General features: G+C 67.4%; 17 protein-coding genes. 7 read left to right on the top strand and 10 right to left on the bottom strand.

Annotated elements, in window-relative coordinates; all coding sequences use genetic code 11:
- Positions 1-30: 30 nt before the first annotated feature.
- A complete protein-coding gene (locus SMN802W_RS0105130) occupies positions 31-480 on the bottom strand; it encodes a tRNA (cytidine(34)-2'-O)-methyltransferase (protein ID WP_019515823.1) in 450 nt (149 codons plus the stop codon).
- A gap of 176 nt (positions 481-656) precedes the next feature.
- Here SMN802W_RS0105130 and petA point away from each other — a divergent pair, with 176 nt between their 5' ends.
- From petA to SMN802W_RS18565, 5 genes are all read left to right on the top strand, one after another.
- On the top strand, positions 657-1,244 hold the full coding sequence (gene petA / locus SMN802W_RS0105135; RefSeq protein ID WP_019515824.1) for a ubiquinol-cytochrome c reductase iron-sulfur subunit: 588 nt from the start codon (positions 657-659) through the stop codon (positions 1,242-1,244).
- Between the two features lie 10 nt (positions 1,245-1,254).
- A complete protein-coding gene (locus SMN802W_RS0105140; RefSeq protein WP_019515825.1) occupies positions 1,255-2,541 on the top strand; it encodes a cytochrome b in 1,287 nt (428 codons plus the stop codon).
- Positions 2,542-2,574: 33 nt separating this feature from the next.
- Complete coding sequence (locus SMN802W_RS0105145) at positions 2,575-3,417, top strand: cytochrome c1 (protein WP_019515826.1); 843 nt, start codon at positions 2,575-2,577, stop codon at positions 3,415-3,417.
- A gap of 377 nt (positions 3,418-3,794) precedes the next feature.
- Positions 3,795-4,328: an adenine phosphoribosyltransferase gene (locus SMN802W_RS0105150; protein WP_019515827.1), complete on the top strand. Its 534-nt coding sequence runs from the start codon at positions 3,795-3,797 to the stop codon at positions 4,326-4,328.
- Positions 4,329-4,407: 79 nt separating this feature from the next.
- Positions 4,408-5,073 (top strand): hypothetical protein, encoded by a 666-nt coding sequence (locus SMN802W_RS18565; RefSeq protein ID WP_019515828.1) that lies wholly within the window; start codon positions 4,408-4,410, stop codon positions 5,071-5,073.
- A 208-nt stretch (positions 5,074-5,281) separates the two neighbouring features.
- On the opposite strand, the gene SMN802W_RS0105160 is transcribed toward SMN802W_RS18565, so the two are convergent.
- From SMN802W_RS0105160 to SMN802W_RS0105170, 3 genes are all read right to left on the bottom strand, one after another.
- A complete protein-coding gene (locus SMN802W_RS0105160) occupies positions 5,282-6,619 on the bottom strand; it encodes an alkaline phosphatase family protein (protein ID WP_019515829.1) in 1,338 nt (445 codons plus the stop codon).
- 129 nt (positions 6,620-6,748) lie between these two features.
- A complete protein-coding gene (locus SMN802W_RS0105165) occupies positions 6,749-8,362 on the bottom strand; it encodes a hypothetical protein (RefSeq protein WP_019515830.1) in 1,614 nt (537 codons plus the stop codon).
- Positions 8,363-8,413: 51 nt separating this feature from the next.
- Positions 8,414-8,737 carry a hypothetical protein gene (locus tag SMN802W_RS0105170; protein ID WP_019515831.1) on the bottom strand — a complete coding sequence of 108 codons (324 nt, stop codon included), beginning with the start codon at positions 8,735-8,737 and terminating at the stop codon, positions 8,414-8,416.
- Positions 8,738-8,830: 93 nt separating this feature from the next.
- Between SMN802W_RS0105170 and SMN802W_RS0105175 the strand changes: the two genes are divergently transcribed.
- Positions 8,831-9,118, top strand: coding sequence for a hypothetical protein (locus tag SMN802W_RS0105175; protein ID WP_019515832.1), 288 nt, complete (start codon positions 8,831-8,833; stop codon positions 9,116-9,118).
- 10 nt (positions 9,119-9,128) lie between these two features.
- Here the strand turns inward: SMN802W_RS0105175 and SMN802W_RS0105180 are convergent, their stop codons facing one another.
- From SMN802W_RS0105180 to glsA, 4 genes are all read right to left on the bottom strand, one after another.
- On the bottom strand, positions 9,129-9,515 hold the full coding sequence (locus SMN802W_RS0105180; protein WP_019515833.1) for a hypothetical protein: 387 nt from the start codon (positions 9,513-9,515) through the stop codon (positions 9,129-9,131).
- On the bottom strand, positions 9,512-10,612 hold the full coding sequence (ychF, locus tag SMN802W_RS0105185; RefSeq protein ID WP_019515834.1) for a redox-regulated ATPase YchF: 1,101 nt from the start codon (positions 10,610-10,612) through the stop codon (positions 9,512-9,514). The genes SMN802W_RS0105180 and ychF overlap by 4 nt, the downstream gene beginning before the upstream one ends.
- A 94-nt stretch (positions 10,613-10,706) precedes the next feature.
- Positions 10,707-11,291, bottom strand: a complete 585-nt coding sequence (locus tag SMN802W_RS0105190; RefSeq protein ID WP_019515835.1) for a TIGR02466 family protein — start codon at positions 11,289-11,291, stop codon at positions 10,707-10,709.
- 44 nt (positions 11,292-11,335) lie between these two features.
- Positions 11,336-12,268 carry a glutaminase A gene (gene glsA, locus SMN802W_RS0105195; RefSeq protein WP_019515836.1) on the bottom strand — a complete coding sequence of 311 codons (933 nt, stop codon included), beginning with the start codon at positions 12,266-12,268 and terminating at the stop codon, positions 11,336-11,338.
- A 137-nt stretch (positions 12,269-12,405) separates the two neighbouring features.
- Here glsA and SMN802W_RS16475 point away from each other — a divergent pair, with 137 nt between their 5' ends.
- Positions 12,406-13,596, top strand: coding sequence for a GGDEF domain-containing protein (locus tag SMN802W_RS16475; RefSeq protein ID WP_019515837.1), 1,191 nt, complete (start codon positions 12,406-12,408; stop codon positions 13,594-13,596).
- 9 nt (positions 13,597-13,605) lie between these two features.
- Here the strand turns inward: SMN802W_RS16475 and pth are convergent, their stop codons facing one another.
- On the bottom strand, positions 13,606-14,175 hold the full coding sequence (pth, locus tag SMN802W_RS0105205) for an aminoacyl-tRNA hydrolase (RefSeq protein ID WP_019515838.1): 570 nt from the start codon (positions 14,173-14,175) through the stop codon (positions 13,606-13,608).
- Between the two features lie 96 nt (positions 14,176-14,271).
- On the bottom strand, positions 14,272-14,913 hold the full coding sequence (locus SMN802W_RS0105210; protein ID WP_019515839.1) for a 50S ribosomal protein L25/general stress protein Ctc: 642 nt from the start codon (positions 14,911-14,913) through the stop codon (positions 14,272-14,274).
- Positions 14,914-14,983 lie beyond the last annotated feature (70 nt).

The following is a 14,983-nucleotide window of genomic DNA, read 5'->3' on the forward strand; positions in this document are numbered from 1 at the left end:
GGGGAGGCGGCGTCGAGGCGGCAGAATGTCTCATGCGGGCCATCCGTCGGTCTGCCGCATCGCCTCGCCCAGGATCATCGCGCACGACACCGCGACGTTCAGCGAGCGCATGCCGCTACGCATCGGCACCCGCACACGCAGGTCGGCGCGCGCGTGGACGTCGGCGGGCACACCCGCACTCTCCGACCCGAACAGCAGCACGTCGTCGGCGGCGTAGCGCGCCTTGGTGTACGGCATCGCGCCGCTGGTGGTCGCCAGCACCAGCCGCCCCGCGCATTGCGTGAGGAACGCGTCCCAGTCGACGTGGCGCGTCACCTGCGCGGCGGCGGCATAGTCCATTCCCGCCCGCGCCAGCGCGCGGTCGCTCCACGGGAATCCCATCGGCTCGATCAGGTCGACGCCCGTCCCCATGCAGGCGGCCAGGCGCAGGATCGTGCCCACATTGCCGGCGATATCGGGTTGAAACAGCGCGATCCGCATGACGGGATCATTACCCCGGTCTTTCCGCAACCGCAAAATGGGATTGGCAAAGCGCGGAGGGCTTGGCTATCAGGCGATGAGAGGACCGGCCAAGGGGATGGCTGGCCGTGAAGGGGGGTACGCGGGCGTCCATTGCTCGCCACGTGCCCCGCAGGGCAATGCAAGGGCTCGTGTGAATGGCGACTGTCGACGATCGGCTTCCTCCGGGTGAGGACCCCGCGCTGCTCGCGGACGATACCTTCCACGATCCCCGTCGTCGCGACTTCATCAACATCGCCGCCGTGTCGTTCGCGGGCGTCGGCGCGCTGGCGATCGTGCTGCCGCTGATCAATCAGATGAACCCCTCGGCCGACGTGCTCGCGCTGTCGACGACCGAGATCGACATCTCCAAGATCGAGCCGGGGCAGGCGATCAAGGCGTCGTTCCGCAAGCAGCCGCTGTTCGTGCGCAACCTGACGCCGAAGGAGATCGCCGAGGCCGACGCGGTGCCGGTGTCGAGCTTGCGCGATCCGCAGACGCTCGAACAGCGCACCAAGGCGGGCAAGAAGAACTGGCTGATCACGCTGGGCGTCTGCACCCACCTGGGCTGCGTGCCGCTGGGGGCGGGCGAGGGTGAGAACCGCGGACCGTTCGGCGGTTACTTCTGCCCGTGCCACGGCTCGGCCTATGATACCGCGGCGCGCATTCGTCAGGGGCCGGCGCCGAAGAACCTGGTCGTTCCCGAATATACGTTCAATTCCGACACCGTCGTGACGGTGGGTTGAGGTAGCAGCGATGAGCTTTCCCTGGGCCAAACATTATGAGCCGAAGCAGCCGCTGATGCGGTGGGTGGACGAGAAGCTGCCGCTGCCGCGCCTCGTCTACAACGCGATCGGCGCGGGTTATCCCGTGCCGCGCAACCTCAACTATTTCTGGAACTTCGGCGTGCTCGCGGGCGCGGCGCTGGTATGCCAGATCGTGACGGGCGTCGTGCTCGCGATGCATTATGCCGCCAACGGCGGGGTCGCGTTCGGCTCGGTCGAGAGCATCATGCGCGACGTCAACGCGGGCTGGTTCCTGCGCTACGCGCACGCCAATGGCGCGTCGATGTTCCTGGCGGTGGTCTACATCCACATCGGCCGCGGGCTCTACTACGGCTCGTACAAGGCACCGCGCGAAATGGTGTGGTTGCTCGGCGTCGTCATCTTCCTCCTGATGATGGCCACCGCGTTCATGGGCTACGTGCTGCCATGGGGGCAGATGAGCTTCTGGGGGGCGCAGGTCATCACCGGCTTCTTCTCGGCGATACCGCTGGTGGGCGAGACGATCCGCATCTGGTTGCTCGGCGGGTTCGCGCCCGACAATGCGGCGCTCAACCGCTTCTTCTCGCTCCACTATCTGCTGCCGTTCGTCACCGCGGGCGTCATCATCCTCCACATCTGGGCGCTGCATATTCCGGGGTCGAACAACCCGACCGGCGTCGACGTGAAGGGCGAGCAGGACACGGTGCCGTTCCACCCCTATTACACGGCGAAGGACGGCGTCGGCGTCGCGGTGTTCTTCCTGATCTTCGCCGCGCTCATCTTCTTCTCGCCCAATTTGCTCGGCCATCCGGACAATTACATCGAGGCGAACCCGCTCTCGACCCCGGCGCACATCGTGCCCGAATGGTACTTCCTGCCGTTCTACGCGATCCTGAAGAGCTTCACCGCCGACTTCATCCTGCCGGCGAAGCTGTGGGGCGTGCTCGCGATGTTCGGCTCGATCCTGCTCTTGTTCTTCCTGCCGTGGATCGACTCGTCGCCGGTACGCTCGGCCAACTACCGCCCGACCTATCGCTGGTTCCTCGTCGTGCTGCTCGTCGACATCCTGGTGCTCGGCTACGTTGGCGGTGCAGAGGCGACCGCGCGCAACGTCATCATGGGGCAGATCGCGGCGGGTTATTATTTCGCGCACTTCCTCATCATCCTGCCGCTGATCTCGGCGTCCGAGCGTCCGCGCCCGCTGCCCAATTCGATCACCGAGGCGGTGCTGGCGAAGCACGCAGGCACCTCGCCCGCCAAGACCGCGATGGCCGGCTGAGCCGAGCAGCGACGAAAAGGGATACAGAACACAATGGCTCGTCTCATCTCGATCGTGATCGGCGCGGCGTTCGTCTTCGTGCTGGCGATCGCGCTGTTCGGCACCGCGAAGACCGCGATCACCGAACCGGCGGCGGAAAGCGCGGAACACGTCTTCCACCTGCACCCCGAGAGCATCGGGTTGCCGTCGGCGGGGCTGTTCGGCAAGTTCGACCGCCAGCAGGTCCAGCGCGGCTTCGCGGTCTACAAGGAAGTGTGCGCCGCCTGCCACTCGCTCAAGTATGTGGCGTTCCGCGACCTGACCAAGATCGGCTACACCGACGCCGAGGTGAAGGCGATCGCCAACCAGTGGGTGATCGAGCAGCCGAGCGTGAACCCCGATACGGGTGAGGCGACGACGCGCAAGAACCTGCCGTCCGACCACTTCCCGTCGCCGTTCGCGAACGAGGTCGCCGCGCGCGCCGCCAACAACAACGCGCTGCCGCCCGACCTGTCGCTGATCACCAAGGCGCGTGAGGACGGCCCGAACTACGTCCACGCGCTGATCACCGGCTATCGCAACCAGCCCGCTGAGCTGCTGAAGGAGTTCCCGGGCGCCAAGACTCCGCCGGGGCTGCACTACAACCCGTATTTCGCCAACCTCAACATCGCGATGCCGCCACCGCTGACCGCGGATGGTCAGGTGACCTATTCGGACGGAACGAAGGCGACCAAGGATCAGATGGCGCGCGACGTGTCGGCATTCCTGACCTGGACCGCCGAGCCCAACCTTGAGGCGCGCCACGCTGCCGGTCTGGCCGCGGTGATCTTCCTCGTGATCTTCGTGTTCCTGACCTGGGGTGCGTACCAGAACGTGTGGCGGGGGATTGAGCACTGATCGAGCGCGGCACGCAGGCAGCATAGCTGCTGCGCGCATTTCGCGCTCGATCGGCCGGCGGCGCCAAAGCGCCGACCGACGACGCGGGCTTTGCCCGCGACGCTGCCCCGATCGGACATGACAAGACTTGGCCAAGGCAAACGCCTCGGCCGTTTTCGTTTGCCGGTACTGCAAAGCGCACCGATCTGCTCCATGAAGATAGTAACCCCACTGTCCTCTCCGTCATCCCGAACCCGATCAGGAGGTTCGCTGCTCCTGCTACGGCGCAAGGAAAGCTGGACCCCGGATCAAGTCCGGGATGACGAATGCTGGCGATCTTTGCCCGCCCGACACCCACACCCTTGCGCTCCCCCGCCGCACCGCCGACAAGCCCGCGCATGGCAAATGATGACCTCAAGGCGCTGATCCGCACCATCCCCGACTTCCCCAAGCCCGGCATCCAGTTCCGCGACATCACCACGCTGCTGCTGTCACCCACCGGCCTCGCCACCGCGGTCGAGCGGATGGTCGCCGCGGTCGACGGACCCATCGATCTGGTGGCGGGGATCGAGGCGCGCGGCTTCCTGTTCGCCGCTGCGCTCGCGGTGCCGCTGAAGGCGGGCGTGCTGCTGATCCGCAAGGACGGCAAGCTGCCCGGCGCGACGATCGCGGAGGATTACGCGCTCGAATATGGGCAGGACCGGATCGCGATCCACGCCGACGCCTGCGCGCCTTTCGCGCGCGTGCTGCTGATCGACGACCTGATCGCGACTGGCGGCACCGCGCGCGCCGCGGTGCGGCTGCTGCGTAAGGCCGGCGCCATCGTCCCACAAGCGCAGTTCCTCGTCGACCTGCCCGATCTCGGCGGCGCCGATGCGCTCCGCGCCGACGACATCCGCGTCGATGCGCTGGTTTCGTTCCCGAGGCATTGAGGAACATCGACGTACCGCCTTCGTTCTGGGATCAATGGCGGCGCGTATCGGCCGCATTCCTGTGTGCGGGAGAGTCAAGATGAACCTGAAACGGATCGGCATCGTCGCTTTCCTCGGCGGCTTGGGGCTCGGCCTTGGTGCGTGCACCGACGGCTACGGTTATAGCGGCGTCAACGTCGGCGTCGGCAGCGGCTATTACGACGATGGCGGCTATTATGGCGGCGGGTACGGCGGCGCGGGCTATTACGGCGATCCGTATTATGGCGGCGGTTACGGCTACGCGCCGAGCTATTTCGGCTGGTACAACAATTTCTATTATCCGGGCACCGGCGTCTACGTCTACGACCGCGATCGCCGGCCATATCGCTGGAATGACGGACAGCGCCGCTATTGGCAGGGCCGTCGCGGCAACGCGCAGGTGCGCCAGAACTGGGGCGATTTCGGCCGAGACGTGCGGAACGAACGCCGTGACTATCGCGGCGACATCCGGGACAACCGGCAAGCTTATCGCAACGGCCAAATCACGCGCGACCAATTTCAGCAGGGACGTCGCGACGCGCGTCGGGAATATCGCGGCGACGTGCGGCAGGACTATCGCGAGCTACGTCAGCAGAACCGCGCCGAGGGCGTGCGCACGCCGCGACCACAGGGCGCGTTTCAGCCACGTCCCGGCGGGCGCGGTGACGGCTTTCGCGGACGCGGCGGCGGTGGCTTCCGCGGCGGCCGTGGACCGAACCAGCCATGATGTAAACGCAAGCGAGGCGGTCCAGAGATCGTCTCGCTGGCCGCGTGACAGTCGGCGTCGCTTCCAACGTGATCGGTCTATCAGCTGCGGTCGGGATCGCCGGCTGATACCGTCCGCAAGGCCGCTCGCGCGTCACGTTTGACTGACGCCCAGTGACGTTCCCGCAGCGACACGGCAGCCTTGGATCGCGCTGCCTCGTTCTTACGTCCTAACGCCGCAGCACTCCGCGAAATGGCCGATCGTCGCCGTCCAACCCGACACCTGCGGGCAAGCGCAACAGGTCGCGCAGCAACGGTGCGACATCGACATTGTCGAAATCACCGATCCGCTTGCCGTGCTGAAAGGCGGGTCCGTTGGCAATGAACAATGCGCGCATGTCGGCGGCCTCATTGTCATAGCCGTGATTGCCGCCTTCGCGTGGCTTTGTCGGCGCGGTCTTTTCGATCGCCCACGCGCCGCCCGGACCATCGTTTGCAAGGCACAGGTAAGGCGGGATGCGCACGTTCGCGCCGTAATGGAAGCGGGCCGGAATATTCGCCTTGGCCCAGCACGTCATGTGCGCGTGGCGCGTAAGCAGCGCGGCGCGAACCGCCGCATCGCGGCCAGGCGCCGGATAGAAGCTCGCATACGGCCCGGTCTCGAACACGCGTGCGTCGGCGGGCGGCAGGATGCGGTCGAGCGCGATCACGCGCGTGCTGCTCGTCCCCGCCATGCCATGGTCGGCGACGATCACGAGGTTGGCGGACTGGTTCAAACCGGCGAGTCCCTGCACCAGCTCGCCGATGCGCGCGTCGACATCGGCGACCGCCTGTGTCGTGCGTGCGTCCGCCGGACCATAGCTGTGCCCCGCGCTATCGACGGTGTCGAAATACAGCGTGACGAGTTGCGGACGTGTCGCCGCCGGCCGGCGTAGCCAGTCGATCACCGCGGAAACGCGTTGATGACCGGTCACCGCCTGGTTGAATTGCTGCCAGTCGGACGGGCGCGTGCCGCCCTCGACCACGGGGTGCGCACCGCTGCCGAGCGTGCCGCCCCAGGCAACATTGGCGCCCGGCCAGAACATCGTTGCGGTGCTGATACCCGCCTTCTCCGCGGTAACCCAGATCGGCTCGGCCGCGTTCCACCAGAACGGGTCGTCGCTATCCATCGTGAAGGTCTGGTCGGGGCGGGCAGGGTCGATGAACGAATTGGCGACGATGCCGTGGCGATCGGGACGGACGCCGGTCACGAGCGTCCAATGGTTGGGAAAGGTCTTCGACGGAAAGCTCGGGCGCATGTCCGCCGACACGCCATCCGCCGCCAGCCGTGACAGATTGGGCGTCACGCCGCGTTGCAGATAGTCGGGGCGGAAGCCGTCGATCGAGACCAGAATCGTGACCGGCGCACGCGCCTCTTGCACAGCAGGGGCGCTCGCCGGGACCGTGTAGGGCGCGTTCGTCGCGGGAGGCGCCGGCTGCGTCACCGGCGACAGCGCGGGCGGGGTATAAGGATAAGCGCAGCCGCCAACGGCAGCGAGCGCGGCGAGCGGGAGGAGCGGGCGCAGCATTGCGGCGGCTAATACGCCGCGCCCGCGGCTTTGTCGCGCACGATGCTGCTGCGGCGATGGAGAATGCCGCGGGCGTGTAGATGCTCGCGGCACGTGTTCTTGCCCCCCGGAGGTGCGATCAGAGACGGCTCACAAGCCGACCGCCAGCTTCGCGAACAACGTCCAACTGACCGGCGTCTTGCCGTAAGCTGCGTCTAGCGCCGCGGGCTTGGCATAGGCTGCGACCGTGCCGCCGAGCGCGAGGCCGAGCGCGCCGGTGATCGGCAGGCGATAGGCATAACCGCCCTCCGCCTTGGTCACGCGGAAGCGTCGGTCGTGGAGCGGATCGGCATGGTCGGGGAAGAGCTCGTCATTGGCGACGTTCTCGACCCGGCCAAACACGGCGTGGCGCGGTGCGATCTCCCACGTCGCCTCCGCCAGCCATGCGTCGAGCACGTCGCCCGGTTGGCGATCCTTGCGCGACCAGGCGAAGGTGGTCGACACGCCGCCGCGCGCCCATTGCACGCTGGCGGTGGTGCGGTTCTCGTCCTCACCGGGATGCTGCACCTCGGGGTCTTTCAGGTGGCCGTGGCTGACCTGCACCGCGAGGAAGGGCGACGGCGTCCAGGTGCCGCGCAGGCTCCACGAATCGAACCGGATGGGATCCACGTCCCAGCGCCGTTCATCGGGCTCGCGCCCCTTGAACCACGACCCCTCCAGCTGGAACCGGGGTGCGGAGACGCCCGCCGTCACCACGCCATAGGTGATGTGGGTCGAATCGAACCAGTGATGCGTGATCGGCGACATCGGCTGATAGCGGGCCGAGCCGCGGTGCATGAACGCCGAGGGACCGAGCGCGGGCTCTCCGACCGGGCCGCCGTAGAGGAACAGGCTGGTGTCGCCGCCCAGCCGATAATCGACCCGAGCGGTGAGTTCCATGAACAGGTCATGCGGATGCTGGCGGTCGACCAGCGGCACGCCGTTGGCGGTCTCGCCGGTCGCGAACAGGTTGGGGTAACCGCGCCGACCCATTGCGGGCTCCAGGCTGCCCATGCCGCGCAGTTGCAGGTGGACGCGATCCGACAGGTCGCGGTCGGCCATCAGCATCGCCATCGACTCGACGAAGCCCATGTCGCCCCCTCGCGGACCGCCCTGGCCGGTCGCCACGCCCCAGGCATAGCCGTGCGCCATCACCATCCAGTCGCCCGCCGCGATCATCGCGCCGCGCATCGGCCCTTCGGCGGCGGGCAGCCGCGCGGTGCCGCTGCCGGGTGAATACCAGCCGCTAGCGGTGCCCATCGTCATCCCCGACATCGCTGCCCCGACCGGTGCATGCGCCAGCGCGGCATCGCTCGCCTGCCGCCACGCAGGCGGCGCGGTGAAGGACATGGTGTGCGACATGCCGGCATGGTCCATCACGCCGTGGTTCATGGCAGCGTGATCCATCATCATCGTGCCTGCGTCGTCACTGCCCTTGGTTGGCGCAGGAGTCTGGCTGGCTTGGTTCATTTCGTGGACGCCCATCTGCCCGGAGGTGTCCGCCTTGGTATCGGTCGAGGTCGTTCGGCTCGTGTTTGAGGATGGCGCAGCGTTCGGCAGGTCATGTTCGCGGTGAGCGTGCGGCGTGAGCTCGGAAGCGCGCGACTGGTCCGGCGCAGTGGCGTCTGGCGACGCCATCGGCATCGCATGGAGGTGCTGCGCAGCGGCGGTCGACGGCAGCAGCGCACCCGCCGCGCAGGCGGCGAGCAGGAGGTGGCGGGACATGGAAAACTCCGTGAAGAACAGGCGAGACACGGGCGCACGGGGCGCCGGCGATCACGCGTTCTTCGGCGGGGGCGGGGTCGGTCGGGTCGCCGTGCCCGGTGCGAATGCGACAACGGGCGCGGGTGTCGCCGGTCCACGCGGCAGCACGCCTCGCACCACGCGCGCGCCGACCATCATGTCGGGCGGGATGCAGCCGAGGCAGTCGTGCGCAGTCGCGTGCGCGGTGCGTGGCGCGTGGTCCGCCGTCGCGTGTGCGCTCGCATGATCCATGTGCACCGACTGCCCCTGCGGCGCGCCGCTGTCATGGCACGCCGGCCGCGCGGTCGCGGGCAGCGCCATCAGCAGCGCAAGGAGGAGCATGACGCGGCGGAGCACGCCGGCTTCATAGCGGCCACCTGCGCATCATGCCATCGGCATCGTGGACGGGGCGCGGGGAACGCGCGGCATGTCTCGCGCTTTGTAGCGCGCATGCGACTGATCCTCCTCGCGCTGCTGCTCCCGATCGCCGCCTGCGGAAAAGGCGGCGACGGCAAGTCGGGTGACGCGGGCGCGAAGGGTAGCGAAGGCGCCGCCGCTACCGCCGCACCGATGGCCACGCCGACCGGGCCGCCACCCAAGACGCCGGTGATGCAGGTCACCCTCGCACCCGGCAAGCAGCCGGGGTGGCTCCAGCCTCGCTCCGATAAGGGCGACCCGAAAAGCGCGCCTTACGGCAACCTGCTCGACCAACCGGTGGTAAACGCCTCGGCTCGCTGACGCGCGTGCGTCAACGAAATTGTTCTGGCTTGGCGTTCTCGAACCATAACAGCGGAACCGCACCAACCACGTAGCCGAGAAACGCCGCCTGGATCGGCACCGCTCCCTCGAACGCCGTCACGCCCAACATCCGCCACGCGTAGCTGTTCGCCGCGACGTCAGCGACCATCACCACAATCGCCAGCATCAATCCCGCGCGTAAGTCGCGCCGCAGGAGGAGCACGACCGTCATCGCATCCAGCAGCACCAGCGCGTTCCAGAACGCGTTCAGCATCGGCGGACCGAAGCGATATGGCCACCAGCCATAGCGCCACCAATCCGCCGCGTGGGTCAGCGTGCCCCACACGAACCCCGCGACGATCACGCCACGCGCGATGGCCGCGGCGGTGCGCGTCACACGTTGAAGCGGAACAGCATCACGTCGCCGTCGTGAACGACATACTCCTTGCCTTCCTGCCGCAGCTTGCCCGCCTCGCGCGCGCCCGCCTCTCCGCCGAGGCCGACGTAATCGTCGAACGCGGTCGTCTCGGCGCGGATGAAGCCGCGTTCGAAGTCGGAGTGGATCGCACCCGCCGCCTGCGGAGCCTTGGCACCTGCCTCGACCGTCCAGGCGCGCGCCTCCTTCGGGCCCACCGTGAAGAAGGTCAGCAGATTGAGCAGCTTGTACCCGGCGCGGATCACGCGCGCGAGGCCGCTTTCCTCCAGCCCCAATTCGGACAGGAAGTCGGCGCGATCCTCGTGCGGCATCGTCGCGATCTCGGCCTCGATCGCCGCCGAGACGACCACCGCCTGCGCGCCTTCCGCCGCGGCCTTGTCGAACACGCGCTGCGAATATTCGTTACCGTTCGCGGCATCCTCTTCGTTGACGTTGCAGACGTAGAGCACGGGCTTGGCGGTCAGCAGCTGCGCCTGTTCCAGCACACGCGCTTCCTCCGCATCCGCCACCTGCGTCAACCGCGCCGGCTGCCCGTCACGCAACAGGTCGAGCGCGCGGCCGAGCACCACGGCGGCGAGCTTCGCGTCCTTGTCGCCCTGCTGCCCCTTTTTGGCGAGGTTCGGCACGCGCTTTTCCAGGCTGTCGAGGTCGGACAGCATCAGCTCGGTCTCGACCGTCTCGGCGTCGGCGATCGGATCGACGCGGTTGTCGACGTGCTGAATGTCGTCATTCTCGAAGCAGCGCAGCACATGGACGATCGCGTCGACCTCGCGGATGTTGCCGAGGAACTGGTTGCCCAGACCCTCGCCCTTCGACGCGCCGCGGACCAGTCCGGCGATGTCGACGAAGCCCAGCTGCGTTTCGATGATCTTGGCCGATTTTGCGATGTCGGCCAGCTTGTTGAGCCTGGGATCGGGCACGCCGACGTTCCCGACGTTGGGCTCGATCGTGCAGAACGGATAGTTCGCGGCCTGCGCGGCGGCCGTCTCGGTCAGCGCGTTGAAGAGGGTGGACTTGCCGACGTTGGGCAGGCCCACAATGCCGCAGCGGAAACCCATGCGTTGTTCCTGTTCGTGGGATTAGGGATAGGAGATTGTGCGCGCACCTAGTCGCTCGGACACGTTTCCGCCAGTGGCGCGACCCTTGCCGGCGTTACCAGCGATAGTTGAAGCTGACGCTGATCCGCTCCGCCTTGGCCTGGCTCGGCATCACCTCGTGCCTGAGCCAGCTTTCCCACAGGAACAGGCTGCCCGCCTTCGGCTCGGCATAGACGAAGGTGTCAGGCCGGGTCGGCGCGGCCATCATCATGGCGAGCCGCGGGTCCTCCAGCTTCAACGCGCCCGACCCTTCGGGCACCGCGACATAGAAGGTGCCCGACACGACGCTGTGGGGGTGGAGGTGCCCCGAATGCGTACCGCCCGGCTTCATGACATTGACCCACAGGCTGTCAAGCTTGAGCCGACGTCCGGCGAGGTCGAGCCGCAGGTCACGCGCGAACGCGGCGACATGCCGGTCCAGCACGCGCTTCAGGTCGGCGAACGCCGGATCGCGCTGCGGCAAGTCGGCGAGGGAGGCGTAGCTGGTATAACCCCGATAGCCATGCGCCTTTGACCAGGCGCGCCCGGCGCGATCGTCCTGCGCCAATGCGTGCGACGAAGCGTCGAGGTCGGCGAGCAGGCCGGCATCGTCGACCGCGGCTTCGTAGAACAGGGTCGGGAACAGGGAACGGCTGGTCATGCCGGGTGCCGAAGCACGCCGCCCGCGTCCAAGTCAAACCTGCGCTACCGCAGCGGCGGACCGAACACCGACCAGCCGGTGCGCGCCGCCAGCATCTCCAGCGCGTGGACGCCCTGGATCGAGTTGCCGTTCTGGTCGAGGTTGCGCGACCAAACCGCAATGCTCGCGACCTCGGGCGCAATCGCCAGGATGCCCCCACCGACGCCGCTCTTCGCCGGCAGGCCGACACGCAGCGCGAAATCGCCCGAGGCATCATAATGCCCGCACGTCATCATCAGCGCGAGCAGGTGGCGCATCCGCGTCGCGCGCGCCTCGTCTTCGCGCTCGCGCAGCCGCGTGCGCGACAGGAACAGCCCGGCACGCGCCAGTTCGGTGCAATCAAGCGACACCGCACATTGCTCGACATAGCGGCGCAGCACCAGATCGGGGTCGCCGTTCAGGTTGCCATGATGCTTCATGAAGCTGAGCATCGCGCGGTTGAGGTCGCCGCCGCTGGTCTCGCTTTCCAGCACCTCGTCATCGAGCGGCACGCTTGCCTGTTCCAGCTGTCGCGCGATCAGGTCGACCACGGCACCATGCTCGCCCGCCGCGGCGACATGCTCGGCCACCATGTCGACCGTTACCAGCGCGCCCGCGTTGACGAACGGGTTGCGCGGAATGCCATCCTTGCGCTCCAGTTCGACGATCGAGTTGAACGGATCGCCCGACGGCTCGCGCCCGACGCGCTCGAACACCTGGTCGCCGATCGCGCATAACGCGCATTCGAGCGCGAAGACCTTTGAGATGCTCTGGATCGGAAAGCGTGACGCCGTGTCGCCGCCGCGCAGGATCTCGCCGTCCGGCAGCACTACCGCGATGCCGATCGGCCCTGGTGACGTGTCCGGTTCCTTTGCATCCGCCTCATCCTCGATCCTGGCCGCATTGGCCGCGATCTCCTCCGCTACCTCGGCGACGATGCCGGCCAGTTCCTTCACCATGCAATTTCCTCCCGCGTCGACGAGTGAACGAGGTGGGGCAGGCGCGGTGTCCGCCGCCGATACCGGAACAGTGTAAGAAAGTGTGAGCAGCCGTTAACGCCTTGTTCGCCGCCCGCGCATATAGTCCCGATCCGACCATGATCGATCTCTCCACCCTCTACGCGCTCATCATCGGCACCCTGCTGGTAAGTGCGGCGCTGACGCTGTGGGAGAGTTTTGGGCGCTGGCGGCGCGGGCCGCTGCTGATCTGGTCGACCGGGTGGGCGACGCTGGCGATCGGGTGCGGCATCGCGGCCGCGCGTACGCAGGTGCCGGGCGTGTACGGCTGGGCGGCGAGCAACCTGCTGATCGTGAGCGGCTATCTGCTGGTCCTGAACGGCGTCGCCGCGCTCGATGACCGACGCTATTGGCGCACCTCCGCGCTGCTCGTCATGGGGCTCGCGCTCGGCTGGATGGTCGAGGGTGCGACTGCCCATCTCAGCTTCTGGCAATATGGTGCCGGCTTTCCGATCCTCGTCGCGAGCGCGCTGACGGTGTTTGAGCTGATCCGCAACCGCGCGCTTCGGCGATTGCGGACGCGACCGCTCGCGATCCTGCTGCCGACGATGCATACCGCCATCTACGTCGGGCGGGTGTTCGTCCTGCCGCTGCTGGCGCACGCCGATGGCGCCGGCGTGGTCGCACTCGCGTCGAAGATCACGATGTACGAAGGCGTGCTCTATTCGGTTGCGATGCCGATGACTTTGGTCAGCCTCGTGCGCGAGGAAGCGCAGCGCCACCTGCTTGCCGCGTCACGCACCGATTACCTGACCGGGTTGACCAATCGGCAGGGATTGTTCGAGGCGGCGGCGCGGCTGATGCGCGGCGACCGCGCTGCCACGTTGCTGGCGTTCGATCTCGACCATTTCAAGGCGATCAACGACGCCCACGGCCACGCCGCCGGTGACACGGTGCTGCAATCCTTCGCGCGCGTACTGCGCGAGGCAGCGCCGGACGCCACGCTGGCGCGGCTGGGCGGTGAGGAGTTCGCGGCGCTGCTGCCGGACACCAACGTCGCCGCCGCCAGGATGCTGGGGGAGGCGATCGCGGCGCGCTTCGCCGCACTCGACGATCACGGCGCGGACGTGCTGGTGTCGGCGACGGTCAGCACCGGCCTGGCGCAGCGCGGCCCGGACGGCGACGACCTCGACGCGCTGCTGCGCGCCGCCGACCGCGCGCTCTACGTCGCCAAGTCGCTCGGGCGTAACCGGCTGGTCAGCGCGTCGCCGCTGTTCAACGGTGCGGGCGTGGCGCCTGCGCGGGCCGCACCGCGCCGGCTGGTCGCCTGACCAGCGCGGTCAATCCGCGGTCCGTAGCGCGACATCGTTCATGAACCGCACGTCGTCGCGCTTCGCCAGCCAGTCGGCCTCGCCTGCAACCCCGCCCAGCATGTCGGACAGCGCGTCGATCTCCGCCTTGGCGTAGTTACCCAGCACGTAGCCGCTGACGCGGTCCTTGTGTCCCGGATGCCCGATGCCCAGCCGCACGCGGCGGAACTCCGGCCCTAGATGCTGGTCGATCGAGCGCAGCCCGTTGTGCCCCGCCAGACCGCCGCCCGTGCGCACCTTGACCTTCATCGGTGCCAGATCGAGCTCGTCGTGGAACACGGTCAGCGCATCAACATCGAGCTTGTAGAAGCGCATCGCCTCGCCGACGCTGCGCCCGCTATCGTTCATGAAGGTCGCGGGCTTGAGCAGCAGGACCTTGTCGCCGCCGACGCGGCCCTCCTGCAACCAGCCCTGGAACTTCTTCGCCGGCGTGGCGAAGCCGTGGACTTCCGCGATCGCGTCCAATGCCATGAAGCCGACATTGTGCCGGTGCATCGCATATTGCGCGCCCGGATTGCCGAGCCCTACCCACAATTGCATCGCTGCGCCTCCTTCAACGCGAACGGGGCAGGGGAGCGTTTCCGCTCGCCTGCCCCGCCTGGATCGTCGCGCCCGTTCGTGACGGGCGTAACCGGATCAGCCCTCCGACGGCGTCTCGCCGGCAGCCTCGGCCACTTCGGCCTCGATCGCCTCGTCGGTCGTGTCCGCGCCTTCCGAACGCAGTGCCGACGGTGCGACAATCGTCGCAACCGTGAAGTCGCGGTCGTCGATCGCGCTGGTCGCGCCCTTGGGCAGCGTCACGTCGCTGATGTGGATCGTGTCGCCCACGTCCTTGCCCGCGACCGAGATCGCGATCTCGGTGGGGATGTCGGCCGCGTCGACCACCAGCTCCAGCTCGTGGCGCACGATGTTCAGCACCGCGCCCTTCTTCATGCCCGGCGACTTTTCCTCGTCGGTGAAGACGACCGGCACCGCAACCGTCACGCTGGTGTGCTCGCCGACGCGCAGGAAGTCGACGTGGACCGGACGGTCGGTGACCGGGTGGAACGCCACGTCCTTCGCCAGCGTGCGCTGGCCGTCGACCATGATCACCGAGTTCATGAAGTGACCCGTCATCAATGCCTTGACGAGCGCCTTCTCCTCCAGGTGGATCGAGGTCGGTTCGCGGTTCTGGCCGTAGATCACGGCGGGGACGCGGCCTTCGCGACGCAGCGAACGGGAGGCTCCCTTGCCAACCCGGTCACGCGTCTCGGCTGCGAGCGTAATGGTGTCGCTCATATATATGCTCCGAAATTCGTGTGTGTTTCCCGCCACGCCTCCAGGGATGACCATGGCTGGAAGCGGCCGC

This window comes from Sphingomonas sp. Mn802worker (assembly GCF_000382485.1).
Lineage (GTDB): Bacteria > Pseudomonadota > Alphaproteobacteria > Sphingomonadales > Sphingomonadaceae > Sphingomonas.